Below are 15,665 nucleotides of genomic sequence, written 5' to 3'. Positions count from 1 at the left end.
TCCTTCAGCTCCTTACCAACTTTTGAATTTTGATGGTGGCTCATATAATCCGCCAGACCATTGAACAAGCTCGTCAATATTTTTTGCTGCCAACAATGAACGGTTCGCTTCACCGCGTAAAATATTTAAGTCTTCCGGCATTGCCACTAAACCGCGCTCGCGAAGTGATTTTGTACGCTTTACATCATTTTCCATCCCTAGCGGCGTTACCCCTGCAATCGAAGCAATCATTTCTCTTCGTTCTGCAGGACTATCAGTTTTATATAGGTATGCAATCCCTTCTTCTGTCACAACATGTGTAACATCTTCCGCATAAATCATGACCGGGGCAACTGCTAAATTCGCCTGTTTCTTTACATCAATTGCATCTAAACGTTCAACAAAAACAGGTGTGTTGGCATCCTGGAATGTTTCGGCAACTTGTACAACAAGCTTTTTCCCGCGAGCCAATTCATCCTGACTCGTCATCATGTTATACCAAGCTTCCGTTGAGTGACGGCGTCCGCCCGGATCATGTCCCATATTTGGTGCACCACCATAACCTGCAACACGTCCCTTTGTTACCGTCGAAGAATTGCCGTATGCATCCATTTGCAGAGTCGATCCGATAAATAAATCAACTGCATACTGACCTGCAAGCTGCGCCAACGTCCGATTCGAACGAAGACTGCCATCTTTCCCTGTGAAGAAAATATCTCGGCGTGCCTGCACATATTTTTCCATCCCTAGTTCACCACCAAAACAGTGAACACTTTCTACCCAGCCTGTTTCAATCGCCGGAATTAATGTCGGGTGCGGATTAAGAACCCAGTTTTTGCATATTTTCCCCTTCAAGCCTAATTGCTCTCCATATGAAGGTAATAGCAGCTCGATTGCAGCTGTATTAAAACCAATCCCATGGTTTAATGATTGAACGCCATGTTTTTCATAAATACCGCGAATACACATCATCGCCTGTAAAATCTGAATATCTGTAATATGGCGCGGGTCACGTGTAAATAACGGCTCCAGCTCATATGGTTCATCCGCTTCAACGATGAAATCGACCCAAGAACCCGGAATATCGACACGTGGCAATTCATCCACAATTTCGTTTACTTGAGCAATTACAATTCCATCACGGAAAGCTGCTGCTTCTACAATTGTTGGTGTTTCTTCTGTATTTGGTCCTGTATATAAATTTCCGAAGCGGTCTGCTTTATCTGCTGCAACTAACGCTACATTCGGAATTAAATCGATAAATAATCTTCCATAAAGCTCAACATACGTGTGCAGATCCCCTAAAATTAACCTTCCATCCTCAATCATTTGGGCGATGCGCAAACTTTGCGGACCAGCAAAACTTAAGTCAATTTTTTTAGCAATGCCTTCTTCAAAAATATCTAAATGTTCCGGACGTGACACACTGGACATAATCATATGTAAATCATGTACACGCTCTGGATCGACCTTTACGAGTGCTTGAGATAAAAATGACGCCTGCTTTTGATTATTTCCTTCTAAAACAACCCGATCCCCCGGTTTAATAAGCAACTCAAGTACATCTACAATTTTCTCTGTAGGAATTGTTACACCCTTTACTAGATGCTCCACTTCCGCTAATCTCTTTTTCTTTCCTTCCAATCTTGTTGACCAAGAACGTTGCTGTTGAATTAATACCATATTTACACCCCTTCATTTTTTGCTAAATATAGACAATCATTAAACCCATTCTTTTCCACGCTATAACTATCCGCCTCTGGAAACGCATTTTTGGCAAGTTTTTTTAACACATCCCCTGGCGACATTTCAATAAATTGACGAACTCCATTTTCAAATAAGATCGAAGTTGCATCATGCCATCTGACAGGTAAAGCAATACTTTCAGCCAAATCCTGAACGATATGAGAAGGCTGGCGAAGTACCCGTGCATTGCGATTTGCAATCAACGGAAATTTCGGCCTTTGAAGCGTTATGTTCTCCAGTTCCATTGCTAATCTTTCCTGAACAGGTAGAAACAATGGACAATGGGATGGTGTAGAAACATTCAGCATCTTTGCTGAACTTGCCCCTTTTCCAGATACGTAGTCCAGTACATTTTGCATCGCTTCCTTATGACCTGATAAAGTCAGCTGCTGCGGTGCATTGCGATTTGATACATAGACCGGTTTTTGATCCGTATGGAATTTTTGCGTAATTTCTATAAGAGTTGATTCGGGTAAGCCTACAACAACTGCCATTCCATACGCCTCATCCTGCAAAGATTCCATCAGTTCCCCACGAAGTGAAACTAAATGCAGGGCATCTTTAAATGTTAGTACCTCACTCGTCACCGCAGCGGCAAATGCGCCAACCGAGTGACCTGCCAAATAGTCGGGTGCTGCGCCTTCATAAAGAAAGGCGCGGGCTGTTGCAACACCGGCCGTCAGCATAGTAAGCTGGACATTTTTTGTGCTCTTTAATTTTTCAGCTGTTGCAAGCAGCTTAATTTCTGTTTCTAAAACATCTGAAGCTTCATCCAAGGTTTCTTTAATAGTTGGGTGTGTAGGAAATGCATCTAAAAACCCGCCATATTGCGAACCTTGCCCTGGAAAAAGCCATGCCTGCTTCATTGTTGACTTCCCCCTCCCTTTGCTTTATAACTGCTTATTTCGGACGCTGAAAATAACATCCTCTGTATGCTTTCTTAATATGGATTTCAGCTGATCCAAGTCATCATTTTTTAAGCATTCATATATTTTTGTATGCTCGATAATCGATTTTTCAATAATTTCGTTATTGGAAAAATGGATTACTTGAATTCGCAGTAATGGCAGCGCAATTTTACTGTACATATCATTCAGCACAGGACTGTTGCTTAACTTGAATATAAGAAAGTGAAATTGATAGTTTAAGTGCGTATATTCTGTATAGCTTTTCGTTTTTGTCATTTTAGTTAATACGGCTTTCATTTCTTTCAGTGTGCCTTTTTCTTTACTTGGATTTTCTAAACGTTCGGCTGCCAGCATTTCCAAATGATTGCGCACATCCAATAGATCTTTCATATCATCTAATGTATAGCCTTTTATGAATGCCCCTTTTCTTGGAACACGTTCAATAATTCCTTCTGTCGCTAATAAATAAATTGCTTCTCTTACAGGGGAGCGGCTCGTTTCATACTGTTCTGCATATATCGATTCAACGACTTGATCTCCTGGTCTTAACTCGCCACTCAACACTTGTTCCAACAAGTTATTGGCGATTCTAATCGATAAGGCATTGTCCAATGCTCTCTCAAAATAATTCAACTAAACCTTCTCCTTTTAACTAATCATAGTCGACTGTATACAATACATATTATATCTTTAAAACGTAAATTTCAATCGTATAATCATTTTTTCTCTTAAAAAAATAATATTTTCCTTGCTTATGTAAATATTATTGTTTATTCTATATTCAGAATACAGTCGACTGTTCTAAACAATATAAAGGGGTGGAATTATGGTTATATATGGTGTTGCCATTTTAGCTGGGTGTTTCTTATTTGGAATGTTTTGCGGTGAATTGATCGGCGCTTTAATGGGGATTGATTCGAATGTGGGTGGCGTAGGTATTGCGATGTTACTATTAATCGTAGTCGTTGATAAATTACAGAAGAATGGGAAAATCAGTCTGCCTGCTCAAAGTGGCTTAGCTTTCTGGAATGCAATGTATATCCCGATTGTTATTGCGATGGCAGCGAGTCAAAATGTATTAGGTGCATTAACTGGAGGTCCTCTTGCGATCATTGCAGGAATTGCAGTTGTTCTTATTAGTTGGTTATGTGTTCCATTATTGAGCGGGAAAAAGGCGAAAGAGTCTGCCATTGAGTTCAATAAAAATAACGCAGCAACAGGGGAGGTAAACTAATATGTGGGATGCTCTTAAAACTGCGTTAGAATCTAACGGTTTAATCACAGGATTCGTCATTGTCGGTATTACAATGTATGTCGCATACTTGATTTCGAATAAATTAACAAAGGGACTTATTCATGGCTCCGCTATTGCGATCGTTCTTGGATTAGTATTAGCTTATTTCGGAGGAGTTTACAGTGAAGGAACTAAAGGTTTAGCTGATATTTCATTATTCGCAGGAATCGGTTTCCTTGGCGGTAGTATGCTTCGTGACTTTGCTATCGTTGCTACATCTTTCGGAGCAAACTTTGACGAAATTAAAAAAGCAGGTATTCGCGGAATTTCATCACTCTTTATCGGTGTAGCATTGTCGTTTGTAGTTGGTATTGTTTTTGCACTTATTTTCGGTTATACAGATGCAGTAAGTCTTGCAACAATCGGCGCCGGCACAGTTACTTATATTGTTGGTCCAGTAACAGGAGCTGCATTAGGTGCAAGTTCAGAAGTTATTGCAATCAGTATTGCAGCAGGGTTAGTAAAATCGGTATTAGTAATGGTAGGTACACCATTTATTGCAAGGTTCATTGGACTTAACAATCCATTAACTGCAATGGTTTACGGTGGATTAATGGGCACTACTTCAGGTGTTACGGGTGGATTAGCTGCAACGGATGTACGATTGGTCCCGTATGGCGCCGTTACAGCTACTTTCTACACAGGATTAGGCTGCTTACTTTGCCCTACCCTGTTATTCATCTTAACAGATATGATTTGGTAAGTTAATAATTCATACTCGATATATAAGGTGCAATTTTATATTTTCAAAAAGGTGTCACATTTTTCTCTATAACATTCCCCCAGAATTTTATAAGATAAATCCACCTTCTGAATATTAAAATTGTAATTAAATGAGTAAAAGATAAAACGTGAGTACATTTCCGTACTCACGTTTTTTGTCGTGCTTTTCAATAAAATCCGTTGATTTCCATTGCGGGCGGACGCCTTCCGCGGGCGCGAGGCCAACACGATGTTGGTCACAAAAGCATTGCCACAGGACGTGGCGCTCTTAGCTTTTGTTCCTTGTCTCTCCCTCGCGCTGTTCCCGCAGGAGTCTGCCGCCCTCCATTCCAATCAACTCCTGTTAAGCCAATGCAATTTATCAACAATTTACTTGAAACCTAAATTTATAAACTCATAGGGTAAATATTTTTAATTCTAGTTATTTTATGCCAAAATTTAGTGAAACACATATATTTGGAGGAAACGGATATGAAAAAAATTCTTTGTATTGGCGAATTGCTCATCGATTTTTTTACAACGCATACGGAAGTATCCATTATAGAAGCGAAAACGTTTGAAAAACAGGCTGGCGGTGCTCCGGCAAATGTAGCAGCAACCATCGCGATGCTTGGAGGACAGGCATATTTTTGCGGAAAAGTGGGCGACGATGCATTTGGCCACTTTTTGAAACAAACGTTGGAGCAAGCAGGTGTTCATACAGATCAGCTTATAATGGATTCGTCTGCACCTACTACTTTGGCCTTTGTTTCAAGACAGAAAGATGGGGAGCGGGATTTTATTTTCAATCGCGGTGCCGATGAGTCGTTATGTATCGAAGATTTGAATTTACAGCAGCTAATGATATCCGATATGTTTCACTTTGGCTCAGCCACTGCCCTTTTAAGCGAACCTTTCAGTAAAACATACGAGCAATTAATGCAAACAATGTTAATGCAAGATTATTTTATTTCTTTTGATCCGAATTACCGGGCTGACTTGTGGAAGCATGATACTGAACAATTTATTCGAAAATGCGAACCTTTTATTGAAGCTGCAAATTTCATTAAAATGAGTAATGAAGAACTGTTATTATTCGCAAGAACAGATAACTTCGAACAGGCAATTGAATGGCTGACACAGTTAAACGATAAAACAATTGCCATTACACAAGGCGCTTCCGGTACAATGCTTATTCAAAACGGGCAAATTACAACCGTTCCGGCATTTCCCGTAAATTCCGTTGATACAACCGGTGCAGGTGATGCGTTTGTCGGTGCTGTTTTATATCAGTTAAGTAAATATGAAGACACAAATCTCTCGTTTAATGAATGGATAACCGCGATTGAATTCGCCAACCGTGCTGCATCAAAAGTATGCGAAAAAGTAGGTGCAATCGAATCCCTCTCTTCATTAAAAGAACTTTAATAATAAAAAAGGGCGTGTTAAAAGTCTCAATTCCCCTTTAACACGCCCTCTTTCTATTTATTGTACATTTAAAACAACTGTCACTTTAGTTCCCTTCCCAAGCTCACTTTCAATAACAAATTGTCCCGCATGTCGGTTAACGATTTCTGTTACGATCGCCAAGCCTAATCCGCTGCTTTGACTCGAGCGCGAAGGGTCTACCCGGTAAAATCGTTCCTTTACCTTTTCAAGTGCTTGTTCTGGAATACCAATCCCGTTATCTTTTATCGTCACAAAAATCTGATTGTCCTTTTTACTGCAGGTTACGATAATTTTCCCTTTGTCCTCACTGTAACGAATGGCATTTGACAGCAAATTGTCCCATACTTGTTCCATTAACTGCTCATCTGCAAAAACTTCAACTGGCTCCAGCTCATATACTAACTCCATCTGCTTATCATCCAGTTTCCATCGCTTTGAAAATAGCCGTTCCTTCAACTGTTTATCTAATGAATAAGTCTTTTTTTGGACAGGTAAGTTTTTCTGGTCAAGCGAGCTTAGTAATAGCAATTGCTTTGTTAATGCGGAAAGTCGCTTTGTTTCCTGTTCTATAATTTCCAAATACTGTACACGTTCTTCTTCCGTATTTTCCGCATCCTTCAGCACATTCGCATAGCCTTGAATATTGAGCAAAGGCGATTGAAAGTCATGCGATACATTGTTGATGAAGTCTTTCTTGATCTGATCATTTTCAGCAAGACGATTAGCCATCTTTTGAAACTGTGTTGCAAGCTGCCCAAGCTCATCATTCCGATCAATCGTTAATTGAATATCGTAATTTTCAAGGGCAATTTGCTTTGTTGCCTGCTGCAATTGTTTCAATGGTCTTACCATCTGACGGGCAAGCAAAATCATCGTCAATAAAATTACGACAGCGGTAATAATAATAAAACTAACGATCAATAAATGCATTTCAGAAAAGAGTGTGGCATTTTCCTGCCGTATGAAAAAGGCATAGCTCTCATCATCTAGTTGAAACGACACACCAATTGTATTTTTAATATCGTTCGCGAAATGATTCATAAAGTAAGAAGAACCATAATAATCACGAATGCCGTGATACACTTCATCCTTACCGATAATACTTAACATTTCAGGCGTGAGATTTGTTTTTTTAAACGCACTTCCGTATGAAACTAAATTTCCATCGGGATAGATGACCCCTATTTGATAGCCAAGCTTTGCAATGGATTGAAAGTAGGCATCAGCACTTTCTTTTGGCATTGATTTTAAAATCTGCTGTACTTCCTGTGCTACCCCATAATTTTTGGCATCTGTATCAGGTCTGATTTGCGATTTATAAATTTGACCGATTAACAGCATGGACATCGTAATGCTTATAATAATTACAGTCAATGTCACGACAATATATTGCCTGTATAATGTTTTCATTTCAATTCCTCTATTTTATAGCCGATTCCTCGTACAGTTTGAATTTTCACTTGTGCATTCACTTCTTCCAACCGGCTGCGTAGACGCTTAATATGTGTTGTCAGTGTGAAATCATCCCCGTCATAGTCATAGCCCCACACTTGTTCCATTAGCTGGTCTCGCGTAAATACGACTTCCGGTCTTGAACATAGGATGCTTAATAGCTCAAATTCTTTTAAAGGCAGTAACGATACTTGTTCTCCTACCTTTACTTCATACGTTTGCCGGTCAATGAGCATATTGGCGATCTTTATTTGACTGCGTTCAGTTTTTTGAAAGCGGCGTAAAATTGCACGTACTCTAAACAGCAGTTCTTTCGGCTCGAATGGCTTCACCATATAGTCATCTGCCCCTGCCAAAAACCCTTTTTCCTTATCATCCAGCGTTGTTTTGGCAGTTAGCATCAATACGGGCACACCGATTTCGGCTAGGTTTTTCGTCAATGTTACGCCATCCATTTTCGGCATCATTACATCGACAATGGCCAAATCTACCGGCTCCTGCTGTAATAAATTCAGCGCTTCCATACCATCACTTGCAAACAGTGCTTCGAATCCCTCTTTTTTCAAATGGATGCCGATTAATTTTCGTATAAATGCATCGTCATCTACAACTAATATCCGCATTGGATCACCGCCTTTTATTTGAAGTTCCATTACATATAAATTTATTCTCATTCTATCCATAAAAAGAGACATCGAAATACTCGATGCCCCTCAATCTAACCATTACTTCTTGTCTTTTTCAAATGTTAATATCAACATTGGTAATAGCATACCACGCACTAGGAATGTATCAATAAGGATGCCTACTGAGACGATAAATCCGAATACGAATAAATCGGCAATTGGCATCGTCATTAAAGCCGCGAAAGTCGCTGCCAGAATAACACCCGCTGATGAAATGACACCGCCTGTATTGCGAATCGCGATTTCCAGCGCCTGTTTTACTGTGGCACGTTTGCGTTCTTCAAGGAATCGGGACACTAAAATAATATTATAGTCAATACCTAACGCAACTAGGAAGATAAATGCATAGACAGGTACACGCGTACTGATTGCATCGTAGCCAAATAATACGTCGACAAGGAATAACCCTAATCCCAATGCCGATAAATACGACACTAAAATTGTTGCCATCATGTAAATCGGCATTTTCCAAGACTTCGTAAGAACAAACAATAGTACTAAAATTAAAATCGTTTCTAAAACTACAATTTTAATGATATCAGCGTTGTTTACATTACGCTCATCCAGCAATTTAGCCGTTGTTCCTGCAAAGTGCAGTTCACCGTTAATCCCGGCTGCCGCTAAATAATCCGCGCTGTTGTCACGCATTTCTCCAAGTTTATCGATTGCTTCCGGATCATATGGATTTAGATCAAACGCCATTGATAATTTCATTTTTGTTTCATCGTCCGAAACGGCCGATGAACGTACCGAAGCTATTTCATCTTCGGCTAATAATGCTTCCATTAAACCTTGTTTTTGCTCTTCTGTTAAAGCCTGTTCACTTTCAACTAATAAGGAAGTCGGTGCAAGTTCCCCTTTATCAAAGCGCGACTCGACGATTTCATAGCCGACGCGGGATGGCAATTCTTCCGGGAATGATTTCACCGTGTCAAATTCATACTCTAAATTAAATACATTTAATGAAGTAATAATCATGAAAATCAGAACTAATCCGCCTGATAAATAAGGTTTGTTCACAACAAACTTGGCGATTGCTCCCCAAATTCCATGTTTCACTTCTTTTGATTCACCGAATTTCGGTACTTTTGGCCAGAATGCTTTACGGCCAAATAATGCGAATAACGCGGGAACTAATGTGATGGAACCTAGCATAATAACAAAGACCGCTGTACCAAAGATTGGCGCGAAGTTTTGATAGTCACGGAAATCTGCGAAGAATAGAACAAGCATTGCTGCAAGCACTGTACCACCAGCAAAAAATACTGGCTCGCCAGTTGCACGCATCGCATATTTCATCGCTTCATATTTGTTTTCGTAATGGTTTAATTCCTCACGGTAACGTGAGAATACGAATAACGAGTAATCGATTACTGCAGCAAATAACAGGATACTCATAATCGATGTTGTAGAATTATTAATTTCTAGACCAGCTGCCCCCATTAAAGCAACCGACTGATTTACTACTTGATAAACAATTACCGTTGCAAGCAATGGAATGATTGCTAATAGCGGAGAACGGTAAATAATAATTAGTAGAACTAAAATAATCCCGATTGTCGCGAATAACAATTGTAAATCTGCTTGTTCAAACAGCTTAACTGTATCGCCGGCAATCCCTGCTGGACCTGTAATATAAAACTTCGTATCGCCTGTTTTTTCAGCTGCTTCATTTCCAATTTCAGATGCAAAATCGTTAATTTCCGCATACTCTGAATTGCCAAGACCTTTTTCCAGCGTCATCGGCACGATCATAGTCGTCTTGTCTTCAGACTTGAAGCCCTCTAAAGCTTGCGGAGGCAATGTTGAAATATCGATAATCTGATCGATTCCTTCAATATCTTCCGCAATCATTGCATTTAAAATTTCTTTCACACTGTCAACATTAATTTCCCCATCTTCATTATGGAAAACTAATATACCTGGTGTACCTTCATCGTTCGGGAAATACTCGCTCAACTTATTTTCAGCGATAATTGACTGCGCATCATCCGGCAGTGACTGGAAGTTTGTTACTTTGTATTCGCTCAGCATCGGACCGGCACTTAACCCGATCATCAGCACAAGCCATACAATAAGCGTAATCCAGGCCCCACGTTTTGTTGAGACCCAATCTGTAATTGGATTTAATAACTTGTTCATCGAAATCCTCCTTTTTTACACTTCTGCATTATATAGGAGCTATATGAACTTCATATAAACTTCTTAGGAAATCGATTCAAAAAAGACCAAAATGTCCCTATCAACATTTTGGTCCTTTAAACATCGGTATATACGCTTTATTCTGTTATAAACACACAATTCATAAGCTGCTTTTTATCAATTTTACCGACAACTGTTTTCGGAAGTTCCTGGAGAAAATAAATTTGCTTCGGCACTTTATAATTGGCGAGGCGTTCTTTACAGTACTTTAAAAGCTCAGATTTAAGTTGCTCGGACGGATCTCCAGAAATTACAAACGCTACAACACATTCGCCCCATTTTTCATTTGGAATACCTATAACCGAAACTTCCTGCACGGCTTTATGGGCGATTAAACATTGTTCGACTTCTTGCGGATATACATTTTCTCCGCCCGTTATAATCATTTCCTTTTTCCGTCCGACAATATAATAATCACCGTCTTCATCAAACTTTGCCAAGTCACCTGTCTTTAACCAGCCACCCTCGAATGTTTGGCTCGTCGCCTCTTCATTCTTCCAGTAGTGCGTAAAAACATGGCTCCCTTTTAAGCAAAGTTCCCCAACTTCCCCTTCTGCACATAGCTGACCTGCTTTATTGATAATTTTCACTTCGTTGAAAAGCATACTTTTTCCGATCGCACCCTTTTTGTTCATCGCTATTTCTGCATCGATATAAAAGTTATTAGGACCTGCTTCCGTTAAACCGTAACCTTCTTTAAAAAAAAGCCCTCTTTTTAGGAAACACTCATAAACAGGCTTTGGACAAGGTGCCCCTCCCGATAAAAATAATTTCACTGTCGGAAAACTGGACTGCATAAAATAGTCTGTTTCAATAATGGATTGGTACATCGTCGGTACAAACAATGAAACGGTCGTTTTATATTCGTCAACTGCCCGAACCGCTCTTTCCGGATCAAACTTTTGGCCGATCACTACTGTCCCGCCTGCCATAAGAATAGGTAATGCAAGTGCATTAATTCCTCCTGTATGAAATAGGGGCATATAATTCAGTGTGCAGTCCTTGTCATTTAACCCCCAGCTAATGACGGTATTTATCGCATTCGTAGTGACAGCCTCATACGACAAGACGACACCTTTTGGTTTACCGGTCGTCCCTCCTGTATAAATCATCATCCATGGAAGCTGAGGTTCATCACGCCACTTATATGTAGTAGGCTCAATTAATTCCGAGCTACCGCATGTTAAGAACTTGGCTGGCGAAAGCTGCATTGCGCGTTCACAATGCGTATCATCCGTAATTAATAAAGCAGGTGTGCAATCGGATAAAACCACCTGTAATTCGGCTATAGATAATTTTGTATTCAACGGAACATAGATCAATTCGTTCAAGCGACAAGCAATTAAAATGGCAAAGCTTTCAATTGAATTTTCCATCAACGTTACGACACGATCTCCCCGCTGTAACTGCTGTTTGGAAAAAGTGCTGCTCCATCCATTCGCATGCTGCATCAGCTCTTTATATGTCCACGTCTCACCTGTTTCTATTTGAATTAAAGCCGTTTTATCCGGTGTTTGGCCCGCTCGTTTCGCAATCCAAAAGTCCACCTGTTGCATTAGCCATCCCACCTTCTACATCATAATGCCGCCATCAACTTGCAGAACATGACCTGTAATATAACTCGCTTCATCCGATGCAAGAAATAAATAAGCATTTGCGATATCTTCCGGTTTCCCTAATCGCTGCAAACTTGTAATGCCCTCCATTTGCTGGAGCACTTTTTCCGGCATTTTTTCGACCATTGGCGTTGCGGTAAATCCAGGAGCAACAGCATTTACATTGATCCCTTTACGTCCGAGTTCCTTTGCCCAAGTTTTTGTCATCCCAATAATGGCCGCTTTTGTTGCGGCATAGTTTGTTTGACCAAAATTACCGTATACACCACTTACCGATGAAGTACTGATAATTTTCCCTGACCCTTGTGCGATCATATGAGGAGCTACTGCTTGTGTGCAGTAGTAAACACCGTTTAAATTAATTTGAATAACCTTCTCAAAATCCTCTTCGCTCATTTTGACAAGCGTTGCATCACGGGTAATCCCTGCGTTATTTATCAAAATATCGATTTTGCCGAAACGGTCAACAACTTGCTCAACCATTTCCTTTACGTCAGCGAGTTTTGATACATCAACAGCAAAGAAGGCGACATTTTCCCCTAGCTCTGCTTCCATTTTTTCACCTTGTTGTTTGTCATAGTCTACAATGGCCACTTTTGCGCCTTCTTCCAAAAAACGCTTTACCGCTGCAAGGCCAATACCACCTGCACCACCTGTAATAATTGCTACTTTATTTGCTAAACGCATATAGTCCCGCCCCCTTTTAAGATAGGATAAACTCCTCTATTGCCTCTTTCGTTTCATCCAAACAATCGACTAGCGGCGAGTGTCCGCAGTTTGCCAGTTTCATTATTTGTGCCTGGCCTGCAAAATCCTCGATAATTTCGGTTGTCATCGCCCCAGTAACTACAAAGTCGCGATCGCCGTATAAAACAAATGTCGGAATGTGTATATCTTTCACTTGATTCGTTCCCCTTGCGACTACATTATCGACTGCACTTATATTGAATGTATTTAATGCATGGTACACATCCGCCAAGTTACGCTGTGTCAGCATGTCATCCACATATTGTTCATAGCGCGCTTCGTCCGGCTGGTTCTGTGTATAGATCACACTGTTCCATACAAACTTCAGGCCATCACGGTTTTTCGTGTCATACATTTGTTGCATCGGAATCGTTTTCACAGGATCCTGCTCAATTTGTTCAATTGTCGCTAAACGCTTTGTAAGATCCGGTGTTCCGTCCGCATTTGAACTATAAAACGGATACCCGCGTGTTGAACCCGAAGCAAATAATACGAGCTTTTTACTGTAGTCCGGGTAATCTGCACAAAACTGCATCGCCACATTACCGCCTGTCGACCAGCCAATGATTGTAAAGTTCTTCAACTCAAGCGCATCAACGAAAAGCTTAATATCATCGCTGAAGTCTTTAATCGATGTAATCCGTTTATTGTACGTGGATTCGCCAAAGCCGCGCATATCTACCGCATAAATTGTGAATCGTTCATCCATTGATTCCATCAGCAAATCCCAATGTTTCGAACTTGTCATATTGCCATGAACTAATAGCACAAGTTCATCGCCGCCTTCTCGCTTCCGATATGTTAAAGTTTCACCATTTGATAATTCCACATTTGCCAAAACGTCCAGCTTATTCATTTTAAGCCCCCCATTTTACTGTAATCGCACCCCATGCATAGCCTATACCTGCACTCACTAACGAAACAATTTGCCCTTCCTGCAGGTTCCCTTCCTTTCGCGCAAGACAAAGAGATAAAATTTGATCGATTTGCCCGATATGACCGTAATGCGACAAATAAATCGAATTACCCTCTGAAAGCCCCAGCTCTTGTAATACATAGTCATGTGCAGACTTTTTCATATGAAGCATCGCAACATAATGTAAATTAGCTTCTCTATAACCACTTTTCTGCAGCGATTGGCGAATTACCTTTAAAAAATTGCTTAATGATTTCTGCTCCAAACGAAGCTTCATGCCTTCAGGATCGAGAACATCCAATATATAGCGGCCTTCCTGAAGATGATCAACCGTTAACGGTTCCTTTGTGCCACCTACCGGAACAACAACATCTTCCGAAAATGAACCGTCTGTAATAAGCGAGGCTTCCAGTACTTCGTGCCCGCCCGCGTTTTTCTGTAAAATCATGGCACCCGCACCTGCACCTAGATTGAACATAAAGCGTGTCCGCTCGTTTTCATAATCGATAAAATCATGGTTGCGGTACCCTCCAGCCAACAGGACCGTCTTGACGGAATCATCCGCAAGCATTAAACTTTTTGCTACTTTCATCGCCATAATGGCCGTACCGCATCGAAGCTGGACATCAAATGCCCATGCATTCACTGCCCCGATTTCTTCCTGAATTTTTATGGCAGCCGTCCATAACGGGTACTCTTTATGCTCTTCCCCGATATAAATGACGACATCAATATCTTTTGCATCCACTTGCGCTTCGGAAATTGCTTCCTTCGCCGCTTTCACACTCATTTCAACTGGATGGTCATTTGGACCAGCAACTACTTTTTCAATAATGCCCATTTTCGTCTCAACGACAAAGGTTGGAATATTTGCTTTTTCTGCAATTTGGGCACCTGTCATACGTCCTTCAGGTAAATACATTCCTAATCCAGTTATCCCGATCATCGCTGTATCTCCTTTTCACGAAGCTTTACGGATGCCTTTGTTTTTTGCCCCTTTTTCAGCCTCCACTCGTGATAGCGCATTGATACCGTACCTACGATGCCTCGCGGGAAGAATATTACCGCTAAAATGTACAAAATACCGAAGAAAATAATCCAACGTTCAAAAATCGGATAGTCTCTTGCAAGACCTGATAAGTAATGTTGCGCAAATTCGATGACGCCTGCACCGATGATCGGTCCGATTAATGTTCCAACTCCTCCGATGATCGTCATCATCAGTGCATCCAGCGTAATATCCATCGTCAGCACACTCGTATTGACAAAGCGTAGCGATATGGCGTAAAGCGAACCTGCCAAACTTGCAACAGAACCGGCAATAACGGAAGCAATGATTTTGTACCCCAACGTTTTAAACCCGAGGGAACGTGTACGCTGCTCATTTTCACGAATCGCAACAAGCACTTTCCCGAACGGTGATGCAACGATTCGTTTCAGTAAAATGAAAATGACAACTAGACAGATGAGCACTAAAAAGTAAAAGTACAGTCGCTCACGGAACAGTTCCGGTGCTCGGAAAGTAAACCCGTCATTCCCTTTCGTTACCGTACGCCATTTTTCCGCCAACACTAAGAACAACCCTGAAATAGCTAACGTAAACATTGCATAAAAGTGACTTTTCAACCGAAGCGTCAATGCACCACTTATTACACTAATAATGGCGGATAGCACAATACCGACTACAATCGAAGCAGCAAAAATACCGATGGACGGACCATAATCGCTCAGCATAATTGCGGTCGTATATGCACCAATCCCGAAAAACATCGCATGACCGAATGAAATAATACCTGTGTAACCTAGTAAAATATCGTAACTCATCGCCAGTATTGCAAAGATACAAAACTGCGTTAACAAAATCGTCATCGTTCGAGAATCCAGCACAAACGGTAATACGGCCATGACTCCTACTACGACTGCATATACTAAATTCATTTTCGATAAAATTAATGGCTGTTTTAACAT

The 15,665-nt window shown here is 40.7% G+C and carries 14 protein-coding genes; 3 read left to right on the top strand and 11 right to left on the bottom strand.

What is annotated here, in order from left to right:
• Nucleotides 1-12: 12 nt before the first annotated feature.
• From mdcA to MHH44_RS02200, 3 genes are read right to left on the bottom strand one after another with little or no spacing between them, the layout of a single operon-like run.
• Entirely contained in the window at nucleotides 13-1,662 is a 1,650-nt protein-coding gene (gene mdcA, locus MHH44_RS02210; protein WP_340797666.1) for a malonate decarboxylase subunit alpha, read from the bottom strand.
• A gap of 2 nt (nucleotides 1,663-1,664) precedes the next feature.
• Nucleotides 1,665-2,591, bottom strand: coding sequence for an ACP S-malonyltransferase (locus MHH44_RS02205; RefSeq protein WP_340797665.1), 927 nt, complete (start codon nucleotides 2,589-2,591; stop codon nucleotides 1,665-1,667).
• A 24-nt stretch (nucleotides 2,592-2,615) separates the two neighbouring features.
• On the bottom strand, nucleotides 2,616-3,266 hold the full coding sequence (locus MHH44_RS02200; protein ID WP_008406217.1) for a GntR family transcriptional regulator: 651 nt from the start codon (nucleotides 3,264-3,266) through the stop codon (nucleotides 2,616-2,618).
• 193 nt (nucleotides 3,267-3,459) lie between these two features.
• Here MHH44_RS02200 and madL point away from each other — a divergent pair, with 193 nt between their 5' ends.
• The 3 genes from madL to MHH44_RS02185 all read left to right on the top strand — a co-directional run bounded on the left by madL (nucleotide 3,460) and on the right by MHH44_RS02185 (nucleotide 6,057).
• Nucleotides 3,460-3,867: a malonate transporter subunit MadL gene (gene madL / locus MHH44_RS02195; RefSeq protein WP_008406216.1), complete on the top strand. Its 408-nt coding sequence runs from the start codon at nucleotides 3,460-3,462 to the stop codon at nucleotides 3,865-3,867.
• 1 nt (nucleotide 3,868) lies between these two features.
• Nucleotides 3,869-4,630, top strand: coding sequence for a malonate transporter subunit MadM (gene madM / locus MHH44_RS02190; protein WP_340797664.1), 762 nt, complete (start codon nucleotides 3,869-3,871; stop codon nucleotides 4,628-4,630).
• Nucleotides 4,631-5,121: 491 nt separating this feature from the next.
• Nucleotides 5,122-6,057 carry a carbohydrate kinase family protein gene (locus MHH44_RS02185; protein ID WP_340797663.1) on the top strand — a complete coding sequence of 312 codons (936 nt, stop codon included), beginning with the start codon at nucleotides 5,122-5,124 and terminating at the stop codon, nucleotides 6,055-6,057.
• 57 nt (nucleotides 6,058-6,114) lie between these two features.
• On the opposite strand, the gene MHH44_RS02180 is transcribed toward MHH44_RS02185, so the two are convergent.
• The 8 genes from MHH44_RS02180 to MHH44_RS02145 form a co-directional block, all read right to left on the bottom strand.
• Nucleotides 6,115-7,488: a sensor histidine kinase gene (locus tag MHH44_RS02180; protein WP_014824906.1), complete on the bottom strand. Its 1,374-nt coding sequence runs from the start codon at nucleotides 7,486-7,488 to the stop codon at nucleotides 6,115-6,117.
• Entirely contained in the window at nucleotides 7,485-8,153 is a 669-nt protein-coding gene (locus tag MHH44_RS02175; protein ID WP_039966977.1) for a response regulator transcription factor, read from the bottom strand. The genes MHH44_RS02180 and MHH44_RS02175 overlap by 4 nt, the downstream gene beginning before the upstream one ends.
• Nucleotides 8,154-8,255: 102 nt before the next feature.
• Nucleotides 8,256-10,358 carry an MMPL family transporter gene (locus MHH44_RS02170; RefSeq protein WP_340734562.1) on the bottom strand — a complete coding sequence of 701 codons (2,103 nt, stop codon included), beginning with the start codon at nucleotides 10,356-10,358 and terminating at the stop codon, nucleotides 8,256-8,258.
• A gap of 137 nt (nucleotides 10,359-10,495) precedes the next feature.
• Entirely contained in the window at nucleotides 10,496-11,974 is a 1,479-nt protein-coding gene (locus MHH44_RS02165; protein WP_340797662.1) for a class I adenylate-forming enzyme family protein, read from the bottom strand.
• A gap of 15 nt (nucleotides 11,975-11,989) precedes the next feature.
• Nucleotides 11,990-12,721, bottom strand: coding sequence for a 3-oxoacyl-ACP reductase FabG (gene fabG / locus MHH44_RS02160; protein WP_065217498.1), 732 nt, complete (start codon nucleotides 12,719-12,721; stop codon nucleotides 11,990-11,992).
• A gap of 16 nt (nucleotides 12,722-12,737) precedes the next feature.
• Nucleotides 12,738-13,637, bottom strand: a complete 900-nt coding sequence (gene phaZ, locus MHH44_RS02155; protein ID WP_340734559.1) for an intracellular short-chain-length polyhydroxyalkanoate depolymerase — start codon at nucleotides 13,635-13,637, stop codon at nucleotides 12,738-12,740.
• Nucleotide 13,638: 1 nt separating this feature from the next.
• Nucleotides 13,639-14,643 (bottom strand): 3-oxoacyl-ACP synthase, encoded by a 1,005-nt coding sequence (locus MHH44_RS02150; RefSeq protein ID WP_340797661.1) that lies wholly within the window; start codon nucleotides 14,641-14,643, stop codon nucleotides 13,639-13,641.
• Nucleotides 14,640-15,665 (bottom strand): branched-chain amino acid ABC transporter permease, encoded by a 1,026-nt coding sequence (locus MHH44_RS02145; protein WP_340734557.1) that lies wholly within the window; start codon nucleotides 15,663-15,665, stop codon nucleotides 14,640-14,642. The genes MHH44_RS02150 and MHH44_RS02145 overlap by 4 nt, the downstream gene beginning before the upstream one ends.

The sequence above is a fragment of the Solibacillus sp. FSL K6-1126 genome, assembly GCF_038003445.1.
GTDB lineage: Bacteria > Bacillota > Bacilli > Bacillales_A > Planococcaceae > Solibacillus > Solibacillus silvestris.
The sequence above is the reverse complement of the archived record's forward strand: the minus strand, read 5'-3'. Positions and strand labels throughout refer to the sequence as shown.

Excerpts from the sequence above, each read along its gene's own strand:
- MHH44_RS02175 (WP_039966977.1), bottom strand. The coding sequence starts at position 8,153 with ATGCGGATATTAGTTGTAGATGACGATGCATTTATACGAAAATTAATC.
- MHH44_RS02205 (WP_340797665.1), bottom strand. The coding sequence starts at position 2,591 with ATGAAGCAGGCATGGCTTTTTCCAGGGCAAGGTTCGCAATATGGCGGG.
- MHH44_RS02170 (WP_340734562.1), bottom strand. The coding sequence starts at position 10,358 with ATGAACAAGTTATTAAATCCAATTACAGATTGGGTCTCAACAAAACGT.
- madL (WP_008406216.1), top strand. The coding sequence starts at position 3,460 with ATGGTTATATATGGTGTTGCCATTTTAGCTGGGTGTTTCTTATTTGGA.
- mdcA (WP_340797666.1), bottom strand. The coding sequence starts at position 1,662 with ATGGTATTAATTCAACAGCAACGTTCTTGGTCAACAAGATTGGAAGGA.
- MHH44_RS02165 (WP_340797662.1), bottom strand. The coding sequence starts at position 11,974 with ATGCAACAGGTGGACTTTTGGATTGCGAAACGAGCGGGCCAAACACCG.
- MHH44_RS02145 (WP_340734557.1), bottom strand. The coding sequence starts at position 15,665 with ATGTTAAAACAGCCATTAATTTTATCGAAAATGAATTTAGTATATGCA.
- MHH44_RS02180 (WP_014824906.1), bottom strand. The coding sequence starts at position 7,488 with ATGAAAACATTATACAGGCAATATATTGTCGTGACATTGACTGTAATT.
- fabG (WP_065217498.1), bottom strand. The coding sequence starts at position 12,721 with ATGCGTTTAGCAAATAAAGTAGCAATTATTACAGGTGGTGCAGGTGGT.
- madM (WP_340797664.1), top strand. The coding sequence starts at position 3,869 with ATGTGGGATGCTCTTAAAACTGCGTTAGAATCTAACGGTTTAATCACA.
- MHH44_RS02185 (WP_340797663.1), top strand. The coding sequence starts at position 5,122 with ATGAAAAAAATTCTTTGTATTGGCGAATTGCTCATCGATTTTTTTACA.
- phaZ (WP_340734559.1), bottom strand. The coding sequence starts at position 13,637 with ATGAATAAGCTGGACGTTTTGGCAAATGTGGAATTATCAAATGGTGAA.
- MHH44_RS02150 (WP_340797661.1), bottom strand. The coding sequence starts at position 14,643 with ATGATCGGGATAACTGGATTAGGAATGTATTTACCTGAAGGACGTATG.